Raw genomic sequence first — 18529 nt, 5'->3', positions numbered from 1 at the left:
CAAAATATTAAACTAGCCAGTTAGTTTACGCTTAATGGCTGAAGACGATCATATCATAAGTTTCGATTTTTGGGCAATTGGTTTTCAAAGAAGATGGAAAATAACAGAATTACCGACTTCCTCAAACCAGCCATTGGGCATATCATAAGAAGTGAATGCACCAAATATAGTTCAAATTGCGGTAAGAAATATGGTTGTAGCACTACTGTATCTGAGTTTGGCGGGCGCTTATTTGCTGGTAATACCCATTGCTGTATTTTTCTACTTGAGTTTAAGATGGTATACCTGTGGTTCTGTGGAACGGGTGTTTATGTACTTTTTAGTGTTCTTTTTCTTTCCGGGGTTGCTAGTTCTCTCCCCGTTTGTGAATTTGAACCCCCGTCCTCGAAAAATTGCTTAAATTAAAATTGGTAGGTCATAATTCTCATGCGACGTATTGACGCAATTGGTATTGGCTTCGGCGTTTTTGTGGCTGGTGGCTTGGCTTATGTGGGTTTGCAAGGGGTGGGTTTAGATAGTCAGAATGCTGGTATCTGGAGTCAAGTTTTCTTGATGGCTGGCTTAATTGGCTGGTTATGCACCTATATTTTCCGAGCGATAGGGAATAAAATGACCTACCATCAACAACGGGAAGCTTATGAAACGGCTTTTTTGCAAAAGCGGCTTGATGAACTCTCTCCTGAAGAGTTAGCTAAACTGCAAGCGAAGATTGAAGAGGAAAAAGAATCTCAGGTTTAGAGTTATGATTGTTCAGTTGTCAGTTGTTGATTGTAACTACTGACTACTGACCACTGACTACTGACTAGGCAAAATGACTGCTATTTCTCATTGCTTTGAAAATTTAAGACGGAATCAAGAGTGTGCGTTGATTCCTTTTATTACGGCTGGTGATCCGGATTTAGAAACTACTGCTCAGGCTTTGCAGGTTCTGGATAATTCTGGGGCGGATATTATTGAGTTGGGTGTACCCTATTCTGATCCTTTGGCTGATGGTCCGGTGATTCAGGCTGCGGCTACTCGCGCTTTGGAGAGGGGAACGACTTTAGAGCAGGTATTGGAGATGCTCAAGGGGATTAGTCCGAGTTTGCGATCGCCTATTATTTTATTTACCTATTACAATCCGATTTTACATCGAGGTGTTGATAAGTTTTTGAGGCAAATTAAGGATGCTGGGGTAGCAGGTTTAGTTGTGCCGGATTTGCCATTGGAAGAGTCCGCAGGGCTAATCAAACCAGCAGCACAGATGGGGATAGATTTAACCTTATTGGTAGCTCCTACGAGTTCTCCCGAAAGAATAGAGGCGATCGCCCGTGCGTCTCAAGGATTTATCTATTTAGTCAGTGTTACTGGTGTCACGGGAATGCGAACCCAACTGCAAACGCGGGTTGGTGAACTGCTGCAACAAATCCGTCATGTTACAGATAAACCTATTGGTGTGGGGTTTGGAATTTCTGAGCCTGAGCAAGCAGGACAGATAAAAGCATGGGGGGCGGATGCGGCAATTGTCGGTAGTGCTATGGTGAAGCGACTGGCAGAAGGCACACCAGAGCAGGGATTAGATGCGATCGCTCAATTTTGCCAAAGTCTCAAAACAGCCATCAGAAACCCCTCTTAATCAAAGAGAGCAATTGCCAAACAGTGTATTTTTTTGTTATTTTTTAGTGGACAATTTAACTGTAATCGTCTTAAATAATAACAGCATATCTTAGGATAGACACAAAACTAACTGATACACTGGTTAATCTTGAATTTTCTTATAATATCAAAGTAGGCAAAAAATTATGCGTGTGAGAGTGCATCAGTCACAACTGAGTTACTATTCAGTAATATTTGGGGGGTAACAGCAATGAGCGAAAGTATGGCATTTATTGGCGGAGTCGCAGTAGCTGGGTTAGCGGCTTTAGTCTTGCTGAAAGGGACAAATACCCCGATATCATCGAACTTTGCTGTCAGTCCCCAAATGCCTGGGACAGTCATGGCACCCCAGGTAATGCAGTATCCCCCTAATTACGGGCAACCTGTCTATTCTAATCAGCCCCCAACCGCTCCTAATTCTGATCAGCGGCTAGAAATGGAAAAGCTGAAAATGAATATGCAAATAGAGAAATTGAAAACTGACAATGAACAACTAAAGTTACAAAACCAACAATTCCAGGTACAAGCTCAAAGTTTTACGCAACAGCAGTGGCAATTAGCACAACAAGCTAATCAACAAAAAATGGCCACTTTACAACAACCTGAGCAAAATAATTGGTGGTCTTCACCTATGCTTTGGGCTGTGGGTGGTGCTACCTTGACTATTGGTGGTGGTGTTGTTGTCGCCGGTGTCTTATCTTTATTTGCACCAAAACAGCGTCCTACTCGTACTGTTCAGGTGATTCATCCCTACAATGGATCAACACAATCTTTAAATCCTGTGCGTCGTGCTGAGTTTTTACCATCTTCTCCCATGGAATCTAGAAGGATCGAAACCGCAGAATACGACGAAATGCACTAAACCGTTGTGCTGAATAGTTCAGACATTGAGAAAGTAAAAACCAAACATCAGAATCCAATTAGTGGGGTTTTAACATTAGTAGCAATTGTTTTCATAAAACCTCGCGGTAAGTGGGAAACTCAGTGGCTTTAGCCCTGAGAGTCCCAACCTTGCATTTCCACCAACTCCATACACAAATCATTAATTTGCTCCAAATCAGGACGATGTGGTAAACTAGATTGCTCATAAAAAGCATCCATTTGAGCAACCAAATCTTCCGCCATTTTCATCAACTCTTCATAACTATAATTACCCCGCAGAATAGCCTTTAAATCATCAATATCACCAGCTAAATTTCTATCTACAGTTACTTCTCCCCGCTGCAAAATTTCCAATCCACTGCGTAGTAATCTAATACAGTGCATTCCATGTTTTAAATCATAACCTGATTTTTTTTCCATTTCGGCTCTTGCAGGGTTTCTATTTTCCTGCCAAGATATATAAGCCTTCCATTCTCGCAACGCAATTTGATAACTTTGACTTTTTTGTAAAAGGCGAATAAAATCCTTACGTCCATGAGTTAAATTTTGAGTATATGTTAAAGTTTCATCAGCTAAAGTGTATTGTTTTAAAACACCTTTAAAATCAATATCCGCAGTCAGCAATTTATATAACTGTTCAGATTCTTCCAAAAATTCAATTTTCCCCCTAATTAAAAGATAAAGATACTCCAAAAAAGCATTTAACTCATCTTTGCTTAAAGGAACTTCATCCATAATATTAAAATCGGCAGGAATAGGTTTTTTCGTGGGTGGATTTAATAACCATTTACGATGAGTTTCCATCTTCTTGATTTGAGCAAAAGCATAACCAGAATAAGTGTGTTTTACCTTTTTACTCAAAAACAACCTGCGATGATTAATTAAATGTTGTCCGACATTTGTTAAAAAAGGATAATTCGTTAACCACAGCAATTCTAAAACATTGGGATTTGCACCAGCCAATAAATGTAGAACTTTCCTTAATTCATAAATAACTGTATCTTTATTACCATCTATAAACGGGAATATCCCTGGTTCATCCCATCCTGAATCCTTTTGCTCAATACTATCAAAACCTAAATAATAGCGTTTAGGAGCAATAAATACACCACGATAATCATAATCTGATTCAGGACGATTTAAACCATAACCATGACTACCAGCTAAACCCACAAAAATAGTTCTTTGTTCAACTTCTATCCTTTTCATCTAAACCTCCAGGAGACCCCCACCAAAACTGTACTCAGTTTTGTGATGGGAGGAATGGAGGGTTAACTGTGAAACGTCCCTTGAGTAATTTTGTGCGCCAGCACAAACAACAAAGGGGACAGTTGAGCAATTAACAAATCTTTGATTTTCCATATTCGTAACTGTCTTTGTGAATTGATTTACTGGATTAATTAGGTCTAGTACAAAACGGCGTAAATAAACCAACCATTCTAAATCCTCCAAAAGCCTATACTGTCTTCATTTTGACTTTTGACTTTTGACTTTTGACTTCCGCCTTGCGGTACTAGTGGTCTTTTTTCAGTGTCTAAAACAAATACTTTGGACATAATATTTTGCTCCGAAGAGCCTCCCATTTCTGGGGTCATGTTAGCTTTGACAATGTTAGAGGTCGGTAACTATCTTAAAAGCACTGGTTTAACCCTTAAGCCTGTTTAACTTTTAAGTTCTAGAGCAGGGAACTAGCTACGCATCCCCTGGTAGGTCTTTAACTCTTACCTCTAACGTAGTTCAGTTAAGAACTGAGTCCAACTAGGCCTTTACAAGCCCTCACTTACCCGAAGGGAAGTGATGGGTGGTTGACCTTTATCTAATAAAAATTAGGCGTTGCTGATTTTAGGGATGAAAATAATTTTGCATAGGTTCAAGACTTTTGTAGAGACGTTCCATGTAACGTCTCTACCTCCAAAAATCATACGCCAATTCAGCAACGCCAAAAATACCGTTGTTTCTTATGAGCCGGGATTTCTCCGTACTAGGATGCTTCAACACATAAATGTTTTCTTGTTCTTACTCACAATTTAATTGTAACATACCACAGGGATTAAAATCCCTCGTGTCGCTTATATCTCAGGGAACCAAGCCGCTGAGTTTTACGCTTACCGCGAGGTCTTATAAAATTATATTTTCTAAAAGGTTGACTGATTAGCTATCAATCAGGTAATATATTAGATTGTCTGTCTAACTCCTGCTCGGATCAGGTAGACATACTTCAAAGGCTGGCAAAAGCTATAAATAGCGTCTCTACGGGAGATTATAGCCAGCTACCTGTACGGCAACCTCAAGGACAATTTAATGACCTACGCGATTATTGAAACTGGCGGTAAGCAAATGAAAGTAGAAGCAGGTCGCTTTTACGACATTGAATTACTAACCGCTGAACCAGATGAAAAAGTTACCATCAACGCAGTATTACTTGTACACCACGAAGGCGCAGTTTCCATTGGACAACCTTTAGTAGAAGGTGCGACAGTGGAAGGGACAATTATGCGACATTTCAGAGGTCGCAAAGTCCTGGTGTATAAGATGAAACCTAAAAAGAAAACCCGCAAAAAACGGGGACATCGCCAGGAAATTACCAGATTTTTGATTAATTCTATCAATCTTAACGGTGAAGTTTTAGCTTACGAAGAAGCCCCAACGATGGCGGAAAGTCCCGTCATTAATGCTGATTTCGTGGAAGAAACCGTAGAAGAATCATAAATAAGGTTAAGTTGCTAGTTAAGGAATAGGCAAGAGGTGAGCAAGAGTAATTTAATTGCCAATCATTAATCATCTTTTTCCTAGCCTAAACTAGATAACTAGCTGGGATAAATAAAGTAAATAGAAAAGAGGAAATCATGGCTCATAAGAAGGGAACGGGTAGTACGCGAAACGGTCGTGACTCTAATGCTCAACGACTAGGTGTAAAGCGTTACGGTGGACAAACTGTACGCGCAGGTAATATTCTCGTCCGTCAACGTGGTACTAAGGTTCACCCTGGTAATAATGTTGGTATCGGTAGTGATGATACTTTGTTCGCTTTAGTTGATGGTGTAGTTACCTTTGAAAGAAGAGGTAAAAGCCAGAAGAAAGTTAGCGTTTATCCAGTAGCGGTAGAACTTGTAGAAGCTGTAGCCAGCTAGTTATTTATTAGTTATTGGCCATTAGTTATATCCAAAACGGCTTAATTATTTGATTCTCCGGGTAGGGGTAAAGCAAAAGCTGATATGTGTCAACTTAACGTAAAACCTCTATCCCGCAAAGAACTCAAGTCATCTCATTCCCAGTCAGAGACTGGGAATGAATTCTAGAAGGCTCTGCCTTCAATAATATTAGAGGCAGAGCCTCATCAACTGCATTCCTAGTCAGAGACTAGGAACGAGATGTGGTAGGGATTTGATCTTAAGTTGACACCCATGAAGCTCTTGCTTTACCCCTACAAATCTAGGGTTTTCGTGATTTCGCAAAAGTCCATGTCCCAACCGTTTTGAGTATATTAATTAGTGACTAATGACTAATTCTAAATGTAGTAATTGATAAGTGCGCCCAATCCTAAACCCAGCAGTGAGCAAAAAGATATATAGCCAAAAGCTAGTGCTGGTTTTAAACCAACTGATTGAAAGTCTATTTTAGCTAAAATAGTGGCGCAGATAATAAGTAAAGTATCAAGAAATACCCGAAACCAGGCAATCATTAGAAAAAATAGGAAAGCTGCTAAGATAGCCACCAAAAAAGTCCTAGCGTTTGACTTGAAGAAAATATGAGAATAATCATCGAGTTTTAACCAAGGGTTGGTGACAGAAATTAGTGACAGCAGGATGGTTAGCACAGTTATCAGCCGTACATACCAAGGGGCTTTTTCTTCAAATATCACCCAGCCTAATGTACTGTAACTCAGCAATACAAGTGTTAGAGAAAACCAAGGAATCTTTTTCAACATTGACATATAGCAAAAGTCAGGAGGTAGGGGCGCAGGTCCTGCGCCCAGTTAGAAGTCAGGAGGACGGAAAAAGGAAATTTCTCCCCTAGTTCGTATAAACTTGGCGGTTGCTATGACTTTAAAAGTTCTGTACCCCACTCAGTTACAAATCGTTATATACTGGTATTTTCAATATCAGTTGCATTCATTATTTCACAGATTTACTGAACCTATAAGGTTTCTAAAAGTTGAACTTCACTCCTGATTCCCATGTCGAGAGAATAAATATCAACATTTAGTTAAATCGTTCATAAATATTTGTAAACTGTTAACAGTTGAGTAGCCATCTGGCACATCATTAAGGATTGATCATGAGACAACTTGTTATCGTCGAGCGCGTATGCCTAATTGGTCATATCGTTTCTATGGTATTTGGACTGGTGGGAATACTGATTGTTATTCCCAATGCTGAACAAATTATCAGCTTATCAGAGTTTGGACAAAGCGTCATGCAGTGGAGCATGGCGGGCGGCGGTGTGGTATATATGATTTTGGGGGCGGTGGGAGTGTTCCTCTATGCTTACCGGACTTTAGGTTTGGGACGCGTTTTAGGATTTTTAATCCCATCTGTATTAATTTCTTTGGCTAGTGAATTATTAGGAACTAGCACTGGCTTTCCTTTTGGTCACTACAGCTATCTGAGTGGTTTGGGGTATAAAATTTCTGGTTTGGTACCTTTCACAATTCCCCTTTCATGGTTTTATGTGGGATGTGTTTCTTATGTGTTGGCGCGGGCGGGTTTAGACGTAGATAAAAAACCCACTTTGTTCCGTCACGTTGGAGCAATTGTTTTGGGGGCTTTACTGCTCACTTCTTGGGATTTTGTGCTTGACCCAGCTATGAGTCAAACTTCTCTTCCCTTCTGGTATTGGCAACAACCTGGGGCTTTCTTTGGAATGCCTTACCAGAACTTTGCAGGTTGGATGGGTACTGGGTCGTTATTTATGACTGTAGCGGCTTTGTTATGGAGCAAAAACCCGATTAAATTGGACAATTACCAATTGAATGTCCCTTTATTAGTTTATTTGGGTAATTTTGGTTTTGCGACAGTGATGAGTTTGGCGGCTGGGTTTTCTATCCCGGTATTGCTAGGTGTGGCGCTAGGTGTAGCTCCTGCTGTACTACTGTGGTTTAAGGGTTCTAATGCACCTGCAACGGTGAATATTGAAGCATCTGCTAAGGAAGTTGCTGTTGCTAATGTGAAAGTTGCTTTCAAATAAGAATAGGGAAGAGGGAATAAGAAAAGCAATTTTTGTAATTTCCTCTTCCCCAATTGCGTCAGGAGTCAGGAGTTAGAAGGAAGAAGAAAGAATTATCTAAAGTGCCTGATTTTTTATTGTTTATTTTTGCCGATTATTAATTTTGAACTTCTCTGAAAATATTTATTTGTCAAGGGTTCTTTTTAGGAACTACGGTCAGAAACGGTAAGTTCTACCGAGATTGTCTGTGGAGCGGGCAAACAAGATTGGAAGTCATTCTAAGACCGCGATGAAGCAGGAAATAAACACTAAGATTATCGCTGTCCAGATGTGTCTAGACTTTGGTAATTTTGGGTAAGTTTTATAGAACGGTTTAGATTTATTAATCAAGTGCTAAGTAGTGAGACAGAATTAATTACACAATGTCATTGCGTTAGCGCAGCGTGGCGTTAGCCATATGGAACGAAGTGAAATGAAGCAATTCCAAGAGTTGTGATTGCTTCCCTTCGCTCGCAATGACTGTAAATATTTTTGTCCAATTACTTATATAGGGTTTGCTGAAAAAGTTGTCTGTGAGGGCGGGGAAACCCCGCCCCTACTTTACGATTTGCTGACTGGATTTCACAAAGAGTGCGTACCCCTCCCTATATTAATTTTGATCACGAGGGGCATTGAAAGCTTCCCAAGCTGCTTTAGCAGCATTTTGGAATCTCTCACCTAAATCTGTGATATCTTTATGCAGTAAGTTCCAATTATGGTCTAATTCTTCTTGAATTCTTGCCCAAGAATATTCTAAGCGATCGCGTTCAATGAGTTTATCTCTTTCAATAGCTTCCCGCACCTGACGCACAGCATTCAAATAGGTTTCACGGGTAATAGTACCGGCAGATTCAGCTTCAGCTTGGGCGCGTTTTTTAATTGCTTCCAATAGTGCTGTAGTTTCCTGCTTAACTTCGTCTGTTTCACCATTTTGGCTAGTTTGCAGGGTAATTTCGACGATTTCTATAGATTCAATATTGTTAGTAGTCATGGTTGCCACATCCTGTTGGTAAAGTTTACTTGTGGATGAAAATTGCACCTGTAATCATCATAATTTGGTCATCAGTTAATTGGGGATTTATCAATATACTTATGACCAAAGATAGATTATTAACGACTAATAAGTTGCCGTTCTAATTGTAGTAAAGCTTCTACTCTTGCTTCAGTTGCTGGGTGACTAGAGAAAAGATTTCCCAAAAACTGACCGGAAATGGGATGAATAATTAATAATGGTTCAAAGGCTGGGTTAGCATTCAAAGGCATTTGTCTAGCTGTGGATTCTAACCGTTGTAACGCTCTAGCTAATGCGCGAGGATTACCTGTTAATTTTGCTGCTCCAGCATCAGCCGAAAATTCTCTTGTGCGGGAAATTGCCAACTGAATCACAGTAGCAGCAATGGGCGCAAATATGACTGTAGCTAATACACCTAAAGGATTGCCACCTCTTTCATTATCCCGTGAACCGCCACCAAACCACATACTATAACTGAGCATCTGCGCCAGGAAAGAAATAGCACCGGCGACAGTGGCGGCGATCGCTTGAGTTAAGGTATCACGATTAATAATATGGGTAAGTTCGTGGGCAATTACGCCTTCTAATTCATCCTGTGGGAGGATGTCTAAAATCCCGGCGGTGACGGCCACAGCCGCGTGTTCAGGATCTCGTCCTGTCGCAAAAGCATTGGCAGTGGGACTAGGAACAATGTACACTCCCGGCATGGGAATATTGGCACGGGTAGATAATTTTTGGACGATACGATACAGTGCTGGTGCTTCTGCTGCGGTGACAGGTTGGGCGTTATATACTGCTAAAGCAATCTTATCTGATTGATACCAAGAGAAGAGGTTAGTCGCTGCTGCTAACCCAACTCCGATGACTAAGCCCCCCGTACCACCAATTACCCAGTAACTAATTGCTATTAATAAGCCACTTAGGGTAGCTAGTAAAATAGCAGTTTTCAGTTGATTTCCCATCTTGATAACTCTCCTACTTATGCTGTATTAATTTTTGTAACTTTATCTGGACAACAGCATCTTTTTACCCACCCCTTGATTGTATCGAGTTCAAATTTGGGGTACAGTGATGAAAACCTCTCACTAGAGTACGGTTTTCCGTTTGAGGTTAATTGAATAAAAGATTAAGTAATGGGACAGAATTAATTACACAACTGATTTTTCTGTTCCCTGTTCCCTGTTCCCTCTCTCAACGAGTGAATTTAATTTTGTCCGACTACTTAATAATGTTACAACAGGCAGAAATTCGTGTTCCCATTGCTATTAGTTTAGGGGCAATAGCTGGGGCTTTAAGTCGCTATTATTTAACTTTGTGGTTTACGAACCGCTTTGGTTTCAGTTTTCCCTATGGAACTTTTTTTATTAATATTAGCGGTTGTTTAGTAATGGGGTTTTTCGCAACTTTAGCTATGGAAAAAACAGCGCTGATTTCCCCAGAAATTAAGTTAATTGTCGCTACAGGATTTTTAGGTGCATATACTACTTTTTCTACTTTTGGTTTAGATACAGTTGGCTTGTTACAACGTGGTAATTGGTTAGCCGCTGCTGGTTATTTTTCAGGTAGTACAATCTTGGGAATTATCAGTGTGCAATTAGGGATGGTTCTTGCTAGAATGTTCAATTAAAAGTTATTGAAAATTAATCAATACAGAAAATGGTGCAAACACAATCTATTATCAACGAGAATTCTTTAACAGAAATATTACCTGGAGGGAGTAACCCAGATGCTTTTGAATTAGCAGAAGCATGGTATCCAGTTCACTACCTTCAAGATTTAGATAAATCCAAACCCACACCTTTCACTCTTTTAGGTAAAGATATTGTCATTTGGTGGGATCAAAAAAACTCATCTTGGCAAGTATTTATAGATCAATGTCCTCACCGTCTTGCACCTCTTTCTGAAGGCAGAATTAATGAAGATGGATTGTTAGAATGTCCTTATCATGGTTGGTCATTTGCTGGAGATGGAAGTTGTCAAAAAATTCCCCAACAGGTTGCAGGTGCAAAAGCAGAAACCTCTCCCAGGGCTTGCGTACCATCTTTACCAACAACAGAAAAACAAGGATTATTATTTGTCTATGCTGGTAATCCAGAAAATGCTGCAAATACGAAAGTTCCTGTAGTTGAACCCATAGAAGCAGCACCGGAAGGATGGGTAATTATGAACACTTTTCGAGATGTTCCTTATGATGCTTTAACATTATTAGAAAATATCCTTGATCCTAGTCATATTGCCTTTACGCATCATCTGACAGTGGGAAATCGTGCCAATGCTGCACCTTTAGAATTAGAAATAGTTGAATCAGGAAAACATGGTTTTGAAGGGATTTGGAAACAAGGATTAAAAGCGGGACAATCGGGAAAACTTTCCACAACATTTATTGCCCCTGGTTTAATGTGGCATGATATTAATGCTGAAAAAGGCAGAATTTTAACCGTTGTTTATGCTGTCCCCATTCGCAAAGGTGAATGTCGGATCATTGCCCGTTTTCCTTTTAAGTTCAAGTCTAAACTACCAGGATTTTTTATTAAAATTCGCCCTCGTTGGTATGTTCATATTGGACAAAATGGCGTTTTAGAAGATGATCAAATTTTTCTCCATTATCAAGAACGTTATTTAGCGGATAAAGGTGGTAGTGCTAATTTCAATAAAGCCTTTTATCTGGCGACGAAAGCAGATACTTTTGTGGCTGAGTTACGTAAATGGGTAAATCAATATCATGGGGAAACATTTCCAGGGGAATCTTTACCACCACTTTTATTGAATAAGGAAGGATTGCTAGAAAGATATCATTCCCATACAGAAAAATGTGCTAGTTGTCGTCAGGCTTTAAGGAGAATTCAAAAGTTAAAATTCTGGTGTGGTGTTTTTACTATTCTGGCTTTAGCTAGTAGTCCTTTATTGGCTTTTTTGGTGGAAACAAAATCAATTCTATTTGTGATCACAGAAACATTTATTCCTCTTTTATTGGGTGCAGCTTGGTGGAAATTAAGTCAGTTGGAAAGGGAGTTTTATGAGGGGAGAATGATCCCTCCTCGTAATTTACCAGAGACAAAAAGATAGATTGGCGGTTTCAAATTTCACTTAATACTATTGTCAGCGTCCAAATATGAAAGTTTGAATTCATACTCTCGGTATCAATCGGGCTTTGATATTTTAGATGCTGAGTCTATACCTGTTTATCCGTCTGAGGTATGTTTTTAGGGTTAACTGTCTGAATCAGGATATCCAGGATTTAAGGATTTACAGGATGTTTGTTTAATTTGCATTTTTAGGGTTTGAGGATTCTATACTTCTCGGTTAGACTCAAAAAACTGCAATGTAATCTAGATTAGTGCTTTTTGTTGCTTAATAGGGAATAATAGAATAAATACTCCTTGTCAGATAAAGGTGAGTTTTGACAAATGGACTGGACAACAATACTCAAAGCACAGCAAACTGATTTTATTCAAAGACTGAAATCTGGTGACTTACTCCATTGTGAGAAGGAAGGCCAGCATAGTGAGTTGACGGTTATCTCTGGAGAGAGGTTAAAGCAATTACGGGATTTTTGCTGGGAGATGGCTAATAAATTTAAGCAAAAATACGATGTTAAGAACATCTTCTTCAATAATATGAAGGGAAAGCTGGGTGAGGAAGTTGTTAAAATCCGTTTAGGTGATTTTGTAACTGAAATTGATTATGAAAAATACAGTGGTGGAGATGGAAAGGTTGATTTTACCTTAACTGCTAATTCATCAATTGGTATTCAGGTGAAAACCCGCTATGGGAATTGTGATCAAGTTCAATGGACAATTGATAGAGAAGAAATTGAAAAAAATTCTGTTTTAGTATGTATTTTATGTCAAGAAAAATTTAGTGACATGGAAAAAGAATATGGTCTTATTATAGCTGGGTTTTTACCAACTAATATGATTAAATCTGCTGCCAATGAAGCTATAGTAGGAATAGATGAATTACTTTATCCTGGTGGTTTACGTGGTTATTTAGAGAGTTTTATATTTCATCAACCAAATGATTATATTAATTCAAGTTATGATTTAGCTCTGATTTATGATCAACAAGCAATGGCTTGTCGAGAATCAACAGATTATTTAGGAGCATTATCTAATTATAATAAGGCTATACTTAGCAATCCTAATATTTCTGCAATATACAATAATAGAGGACTTATACATGAGGCATTAGGAAACACGCAGAGTGCAATTGACGATTATACTCAAGCACTCCTTATTAATCCTAGCCTTACTGAAGCTTATTATAATAGAGGAAACATCCGTAACAACTTGAGAGATACGCAGGGTGCAATTGATGATTATACTCAAGCACTTCTTATTAATCCTGCCGATACTGAATTATACTATAAGCGGGGTTTGGCTCATTCTTATTTAGGAGATAAGCAAGCTGCTATTTCAGACTATACTCAGGCAATTAAGCTTGATAATAATTATATTGATGCCTACTATGAACGAGCAGAAATTTACTCTAAATTAGGATACAAATTAGCTGTTATTGAAGATTTAACCACAATTATTAACATTGATCCTAATGAAGTTGGCGCTTATTTTAAGCTAGGAGATATTTATTATAATTTGGGGCTATATCAAGATGCTATATGGAACTATACACAGATTATTAAAAATATACCTACTCATAATTATGCTTACTATAATAGGGGAGTAGCTTGTTATAATTTAGGAGATAATCAAGGTGCTATTGAAGATTTTACATACCTTATTCAACTTTCACCACGTGATGCTAATAACTATTACTATCGTGGGTTAGCTCGTTTCAATGCAGGAGATAATCGAGGTGCTATTCAAGATTTATCAACTATTATTGCAATCAATTCTAATGATGCTCAAGCTTATTTCAAGCGCGGATTAATTTATTATAATTTGGGACTATATCAAGATGCAATTAGAGACTATAATCAGGCAATAAAAATTCTTCCTAATTGTGCTAACACCTATTACAATCGTGGCTTAACTCTTTTATCTTTAAAAAATAAGCAGGCCGCAATAGATGATTTTAAAAAAGCAGCCTATATTTACAAACAAGAAAATAATATTAATGATTACAATGAGACTCTTAAACGACTTGAATATATTCAGTGTGTTGATGTTGAGCTAAAATCAGCAGTAAGTATGAATTATACCCGTCTTCGTGACTTACTCGCAGCAGGGAAATGGAAAGAGGCTGATGAAGAAACAACGCGAGTTATGTTAGCAGTTGCAAAAAGGGAGCAGCTAGGCTCGCTAGATTTTAACAGCATTAATAATTTCCCATGTGAAGACCTCCATACGATTGATAAATTGTGGGTAAGATACAGTAATGAACGTTTTGGTTTTTCTATCCAAAAGCGTATTTATGAAAATGTGGGGGGAACAAAGAAACATAACAGCATAATTACGCAAGCTTTTGGCTATGCTGTGGGATGGAAAACAGCAACAGAGTGGTTTTATTACGGCGATATTACTTTTGATATAAATGCACCAAAAGGCCATCTCCCAAGACAAATATTAGTGGAAGAATCTAATGGATTTTTAGTATGTTCTTTTCATATCTTCTCTCGTGTTGAAACTTGTAATATTACCAACGATCAAAAGTCTCAAATCCAAAATTCAACATTACCAGAATTAGATAATACTGATTTAATATCAGCAGTAGGACAAGATTACAGAAAACTGCGTGACTACCTTGCACAAGGAAAATGGAAAGAAGCGGATGAGGAAACAGAAAGGGTAATGTTAGCCGTTATGAAACGGGAAAAGGAAGGTTGGTTAAGAATAGAAGATATTGATAATTTTCGCTGTGAGGATCTTCGCACCATTGACCAGCTATGGGTAAAATACAGCAATGGTAAGTTTGGTTTCTCTGTTCAACAAAGGATTTATAAAAGTTTTGGGGGAACTAAAAACTACAATGAGGAAGTTTGGCGAAACTTTGGGGACAAGGTAGGATGGCGAAACTTTGGCAGTTGGTTGTACTACACAAATATTACTTTTGATATAAAAGCACCAAAAGGACACCTCCCTATAGGAAGTGAAAAGAAGGATAGAGGAAGGAGGAGTCTCTTCTATCGCGTCGAGACTTGTAATCTATAAAATATAAGTCTTTTTATAAGTAAACTCCTACTAGAAATGATATCCAAGTATCAAAATATAAATAAAATCTTGATATTTTGGAATATTATCATTTTTAAAAACTAATTTGCTATAATTGTTATCGTAATTTATAAAAAAGTAAGAAAATGAAGAATTTTCATCGTGACCCTAATTATATTCACTATCTAGCTAAACAATTAGCTGGATCAGTTTTATCTCAGTCAGCATCTGGTTGTAGAAAAACACCTGAGTTCGATGTAAGAAAACCAGCTAAAAATGAGTATTCAAAAGGGTTAGAGGCTTTTCTGGAAAGAGCCTATATTCTCAATAAGCCTTAATTATTGAGAATTAATAGGAAACCAGCCTAGATTTAAGTAAATTTTCATAACAAAATCTAAATTTATATTACGAATACTATTTGAATACAAACTCAAAGTACCTCAGATTAGGGACAATAGAAGAGGTTTAATTAAAGAAAATTAATGATTATAACTCATGGAATTAGAAACTATTTTCTGTGAAATTGATGATTTTTGTACCTATTTTGAGCCAATGTTTCAAGCTCAACTTATCCCATCCCAAATAAAAAAAAGAATTAGACCCAGCCGATTATGTCTAAGTGAAATTATGACAATAATTGTGTATTTTCATCGCTCTAGTTACCGCAATTTTAAAGATTATTACCTGAAACATATCTTCAAATATTGCCAAGGTGAATTTCCCAATTTAGTGAGTTATCAAAGATTTGTTGAATTAATGCCAAATGCTTTAATTCCCTTGATGTATTATCTGAATACACGAAAAGGACTCAATACAGGTATAAGTTTTATTGATAGTACCTCTATTCCCATTTGTCATTCTAAAAGAGCCAAGACAAATAAGGTCTTTAAAGATTTAGCTGGCTGGGGGAAAAGTTCTATTTGTTGGTATTTTGGGTTTAAACTTCATTTGATTATTAATGATCAAGGAGAGTTACTTGCGTTTCAAATTACTCCTGGAAATACAGATGACCGAAAACCTGTTCCCACTTTGACTAAGAACTTATTTGGGAAAATATTTGGAGACAAAGGATATATTTCTCAAAAACTCTGGCTTGAACTTTGGTCTAATGGACTCAAATTAATCACTCCTTTCAAGAAAAATATGCGGAATAAGCTCTTGTCCCTGGAGGAGAAATTAATGCTCCGAAAACGCTCTTTAATTGAAACTGTTAATGACCAACTCAAAAATATTTCACAACTTGCTCATTCTCGACATCGAAGTGTTACTAATTTCATGGTTAATGTTGTTGCTGCAATAATAGCTTATACTTGGCAACCTAAAAAACCTTCTTTAAGATTTGATGAAAATGAAATTGAAACCTTACCAGTTTTATTAGCTTAATTACCAATTAAATATCAATATTACCTAATAGTAAATACATTTCAAAAAATTAATTTTTTGAGAACTTTTTGGCGTGGGCTTTAATTCTCAATAACCAATACTTATTGACAGAACTGTTGCTGTTACGTACTTTTAGACTTTTTATTTACATCGAACTCAGGTGATTTTGCTGCTTCTCGTGCTTATTATGCCATGTTTTATATAGCTGAAGCATTCCTAGTAAGTGAAAATCTTAGTTTTAGCAAACACTCTGCTGTAATTAGTAAGTTTGGCGAACTTTTTGCCAGAACTAGTAAAATTGATCCCAAATTTCACCGTTATCTAATTGATGCAGAACAGATACGTTTAAAGGGAGATTATGATCGTTCTGAACGTTTAACTGCTGAAGATGCAAAACTACTGATTGAAAGAACCGAAGAGTTCCTAGAATTAGTAAACTATCTATCATCTTGCTAATTCAAATAAATCAATGGTTAAATAAATAATGGTAATCTAACAGTAATATCAAGAATAATTGTAGCTTGCTTCCCGAAGGGTACGCAGATAAACGCAGATAAACACAGATAAAAATGGACAATCAAAATTCAAAACACGAGATTTTCAAACAACATCCTGTTAATCCTAAAATCCTGGACATCCTGATTCAGACAAATGCAAAATTGAGAAATACTGGAGAGAATCATGAAAATCACCTACGACGCAGAAGTTGATGTTTTAAGAATTATATTCAGCAATATACCAATTGAAGAAAGTGATGAAGAAAAACCAGGAATCATTTTAGATTATGACGACGCTGGAAATATTGTAGGAATTGAAATAATAGACGCTTCTAAACGTATATATAACCCATGTTTGTTTGAGTATTCTGTTAATAATTCGTAAGTTGAGTTGACATAAAAGCACCATTTGTATTAAATGAGAAGATTAACAACAGAAGTCGGGGATCTGAATTTTGTCAGAATCAGGATATCCAAGATTAAAGGATTTACAGGATTTTAGTTTGTGGTCAAAGATACCCGACTTCTAAACATAATTAATTGCGTGAATGAAAAGATTAATCAAAGAAGTCGGGGATCTGAATCTCTCTACTTTTTTGAGCAATTTTATATTTTAAGACTTGACAAGACGATTATTCCGGTATGGAATCTTCATCTTCTAATTCTCCTAATGCGGAAATAATCACAGAAGGTCTATCAGGAAATTCTGCCACAAGTTTTAAATCTCCTCCCATAGCTTTTACATAACTACGTAATGTAGAAAGTAAAAGATCCGCCCGTTTTTCTAATCTAGAAACACTATCTTGACGGATTCCTAATAATTCTGCCATAGATTCTTGAGTTAATTTTCTGGCTTTTCTCATATCTTGAAGAGTCATATTTTCCAAAATCAGTTCTTGGGCGCGGGCTTCAATTTTTGCCCGCTGTTCCGGTGGTAATTGTGCCATGATATCACTTAATTTTGTCGCCATATTTTTATTCTCCTTTGTCTTTTAATTCCTGAAGATGGGAGTCAAATCTTTTATCTGCTTTTGTAATTAATTGTTTGTAAAATCTTTTTTCACTTGTTCCAGCTTTATTACCAGCTACAAGTAATATTGCTTTCTTTTTTGGATCAAAAGCAAAAGCTATTCGCCACACACCATCGTCCGCATAAAAACGCAGTTCTTTCATATTTTTATGTCGAGAACCTTTAAGTGTATCAGCATGAGGTCTACGTAGGAGTGGACCGGCGGATTCTAGTAATTTTGTGTGTGCAAGAAGTTCTTCCTGTACTTCTGTTGTTAGTTCAGAAAATTCAGGTAGAAATTCGTCATGAAATAAAATTTCCCATGTCATGAATTTATTATGGCTTAGAATCCATATTTATTCAAGTATCAGATCAATCGCTTTCGTTGTATGTAGAACTTCATACCTCAAATCAGCAACGCCAAAATTATTAAGTCAGAATCAGGATATCCAGGATTTGAGGATTTACAGGATTTTATTTTCTGATGAAATCTTTCCCAATTCTGAGATAATTAATTAGATGAACGAGAAAATTACTCCCTTCCCACACAAAGATAACTGATATTTTTTCTCTGTGTCCTCTGTGTCTCTGTGGTATGGCTAACGCCACGCTCCGCGAACGTTTAAAAAAATTAGTAATCTAACAGTAATATCAAGAATAATTGTAGCTTGCTTCCCGAAGGGTACGCAGATAAACGCAGATGAACACAGATAAAGATGGACAATCAAAAATCGGCGTTGCTGAATCGAGGTATGAAATTTCCAAATTGAACCTTTAAAAATCTTACCTTTGCGTC

The 18529-nt window shown here is 37.5% G+C and carries 19 protein-coding genes and 1 pseudogene; 14 read left to right on the top strand and 6 right to left on the bottom strand.

Going from position 1 to position 18529, the window contains the following annotated elements; all coding sequences use genetic code 11:
- The first annotated feature begins 190 nt into the window (after positions 1 to 190).
- The 4 genes from ndhL to HEQ36_RS16790 all read left to right on the top strand — a co-directional run bounded on the left by ndhL (position 191) and on the right by HEQ36_RS16790 (position 2497).
- Positions 191 to 400, top strand: coding sequence for an NAD(P)H-quinone oxidoreductase subunit L (gene ndhL / locus HEQ36_RS16805; protein WP_080683924.1), 210 nt, complete (start codon positions 191 to 193; stop codon positions 398 to 400).
- A gap of 26 nt (positions 401 to 426) precedes the next feature.
- A complete protein-coding gene (locus HEQ36_RS16800; protein WP_027403162.1) occupies positions 427 to 738 on the top strand; it encodes a DUF3007 family protein in 312 nt (103 codons plus the stop codon).
- 73 nt (positions 739 to 811) lie between these two features.
- Entirely contained in the window at positions 812 to 1615 is an 804-nt protein-coding gene (gene trpA, locus HEQ36_RS16795; RefSeq protein WP_168635825.1) for a tryptophan synthase subunit alpha, read from the top strand.
- A gap of 231 nt (positions 1616 to 1846) precedes the next feature.
- On the top strand, positions 1847 to 2497 hold the full coding sequence (locus tag HEQ36_RS16790) for a heterocyst differentiation related protein (RefSeq protein ID WP_072033624.1): 651 nt from the start codon (positions 1847 to 1849) through the stop codon (positions 2495 to 2497).
- A gap of 128 nt (positions 2498 to 2625) precedes the next feature.
- Here the strand turns inward: HEQ36_RS16790 and HEQ36_RS16785 are convergent, their stop codons facing one another.
- Positions 2626 to 3726 (bottom strand): nucleotidyltransferase domain-containing protein, encoded by a 1101-nt coding sequence (locus tag HEQ36_RS16785; protein ID WP_053540809.1) that lies wholly within the window; start codon positions 3724 to 3726, stop codon positions 2626 to 2628.
- A 1092-nt stretch (positions 3727 to 4818) separates the two neighbouring features.
- Here HEQ36_RS16785 and rplU point away from each other — a divergent pair.
- Complete coding sequence (gene rplU, locus HEQ36_RS16780; RefSeq protein WP_168635826.1) at positions 4819 to 5226, top strand: 50S ribosomal protein L21; 408 nt, start codon at positions 4819 to 4821, stop codon at positions 5224 to 5226.
- A gap of 137 nt (positions 5227 to 5363) precedes the next feature.
- Positions 5364 to 5648, top strand: a complete 285-nt coding sequence (gene rpmA, locus HEQ36_RS16775) for a 50S ribosomal protein L27 (RefSeq protein ID WP_027403157.1) — start codon at positions 5364 to 5366, stop codon at positions 5646 to 5648.
- Between the two features lie 377 nt (positions 5649 to 6025).
- Here rpmA and HEQ36_RS16770 read toward each other — a convergent pair whose 3' ends face one another.
- Positions 6026 to 6451 (bottom strand): hypothetical protein, encoded by a 426-nt coding sequence (locus tag HEQ36_RS16770; RefSeq protein ID WP_027403156.1) that lies wholly within the window; start codon positions 6449 to 6451, stop codon positions 6026 to 6028.
- 344 nt (positions 6452 to 6795) lie between these two features.
- Here HEQ36_RS16770 and cruF point away from each other — a divergent pair, with 344 nt between their 5' ends.
- A complete protein-coding gene (cruF, locus tag HEQ36_RS16765; protein WP_053540810.1) occupies positions 6796 to 7704 on the top strand; it encodes a gamma-carotene 1'-hydroxylase CruF in 909 nt (302 codons plus the stop codon).
- A gap of 628 nt (positions 7705 to 8332) precedes the next feature.
- Here cruF and HEQ36_RS16760 read toward each other — a convergent pair.
- Positions 8333 to 8713 carry a hypothetical protein gene (locus tag HEQ36_RS16760; protein ID WP_053540811.1) on the bottom strand — a complete coding sequence of 127 codons (381 nt, stop codon included), beginning with the start codon at positions 8711 to 8713 and terminating at the stop codon, positions 8333 to 8335.
- A 119-nt stretch (positions 8714 to 8832) separates the two neighbouring features.
- Positions 8833 to 9696, bottom strand: a complete 864-nt coding sequence (locus tag HEQ36_RS16755) for a zinc metalloprotease HtpX (RefSeq protein WP_053540812.1) — start codon at positions 9694 to 9696, stop codon at positions 8833 to 8835.
- A 266-nt stretch (positions 9697 to 9962) separates the two neighbouring features.
- On the opposite strand from HEQ36_RS16755, the gene crcB reads away from it, so the two are divergent.
- The 7 genes and pseudogenes from crcB to HEQ36_RS16720 all read left to right on the top strand — a co-directional run bounded on the left by crcB (position 9963) and on the right by HEQ36_RS16720 (position 17109).
- Positions 9963 to 10361, top strand: coding sequence for a fluoride efflux transporter CrcB (gene crcB, locus HEQ36_RS16750; protein WP_053540813.1), 399 nt, complete (start codon positions 9963 to 9965; stop codon positions 10359 to 10361).
- A 29-nt stretch (positions 10362 to 10390) separates the two neighbouring features.
- Entirely contained in the window at positions 10391 to 11800 is a 1410-nt protein-coding gene (locus HEQ36_RS16745) for a Rieske 2Fe-2S domain-containing protein (RefSeq protein WP_053540814.1), read from the top strand.
- Between the two features lie 341 nt (positions 11801 to 12141).
- Positions 12142 to 14844: a GUN4 domain-containing protein gene (locus HEQ36_RS16740; protein ID WP_168635827.1), complete on the top strand. Its 2703-nt coding sequence runs from the start codon at positions 12142 to 12144 to the stop codon at positions 14842 to 14844.
- A 146-nt stretch (positions 14845 to 14990) separates the two neighbouring features.
- The gene (locus HEQ36_RS16735) at positions 14991 to 15182 is read left to right on the top strand and encodes a hypothetical protein (protein ID WP_053540816.1); all 192 of its coding nucleotides are present in this window, start codon (positions 14991 to 14993) and stop codon (positions 15180 to 15182) included.
- Positions 15183 to 15339: 157 nt separating this feature from the next.
- Positions 15340 to 16227, top strand: coding sequence for an IS982 family transposase (locus HEQ36_RS16730; protein WP_053540817.1), 888 nt, complete (start codon positions 15340 to 15342; stop codon positions 16225 to 16227).
- 153 nt (positions 16228 to 16380) lie between these two features.
- Positions 16381 to 16683: pseudogene (locus tag HEQ36_RS16725) on the top strand (HEPN domain-containing protein); the annotation flags it as partial.
- 225 nt (positions 16684 to 16908) lie between these two features.
- A complete protein-coding gene (locus HEQ36_RS16720) occupies positions 16909 to 17109 on the top strand; it encodes a DUF2283 domain-containing protein (protein ID WP_168635828.1) in 201 nt (66 codons plus the stop codon).
- Between the two features lie 247 nt (positions 17110 to 17356).
- On the opposite strand, the gene HEQ36_RS16715 is transcribed toward HEQ36_RS16720, so the two are convergent.
- Both HEQ36_RS16715 and HEQ36_RS16710 read right to left on the bottom strand, forming a co-directional pair.
- Entirely contained in the window at positions 17357 to 17695 is a 339-nt protein-coding gene (locus tag HEQ36_RS16715; RefSeq protein ID WP_039202282.1) for an XRE family transcriptional regulator, read from the bottom strand.
- Between the two features lie 4 nt (positions 17696 to 17699).
- On the bottom strand, positions 17700 to 18062 hold the full coding sequence (locus HEQ36_RS16710; RefSeq protein ID WP_168635829.1) for a type II toxin-antitoxin system RelE/ParE family toxin: 363 nt from the start codon (positions 18060 to 18062) through the stop codon (positions 17700 to 17702).
- Between the last annotated feature and the right edge of the window lie 467 nt (positions 18063 to 18529).

Origin of the sequence: Anabaena sp. 54 (genome assembly GCF_017355725.1) — a bacterium.
GTDB lineage: Bacteria > Cyanobacteriota > Cyanobacteriia > Cyanobacteriales > Nostocaceae > Dolichospermum > Dolichospermum heterosporum.
This window is presented reverse-complemented; position numbering and strand designations above follow the sequence as displayed.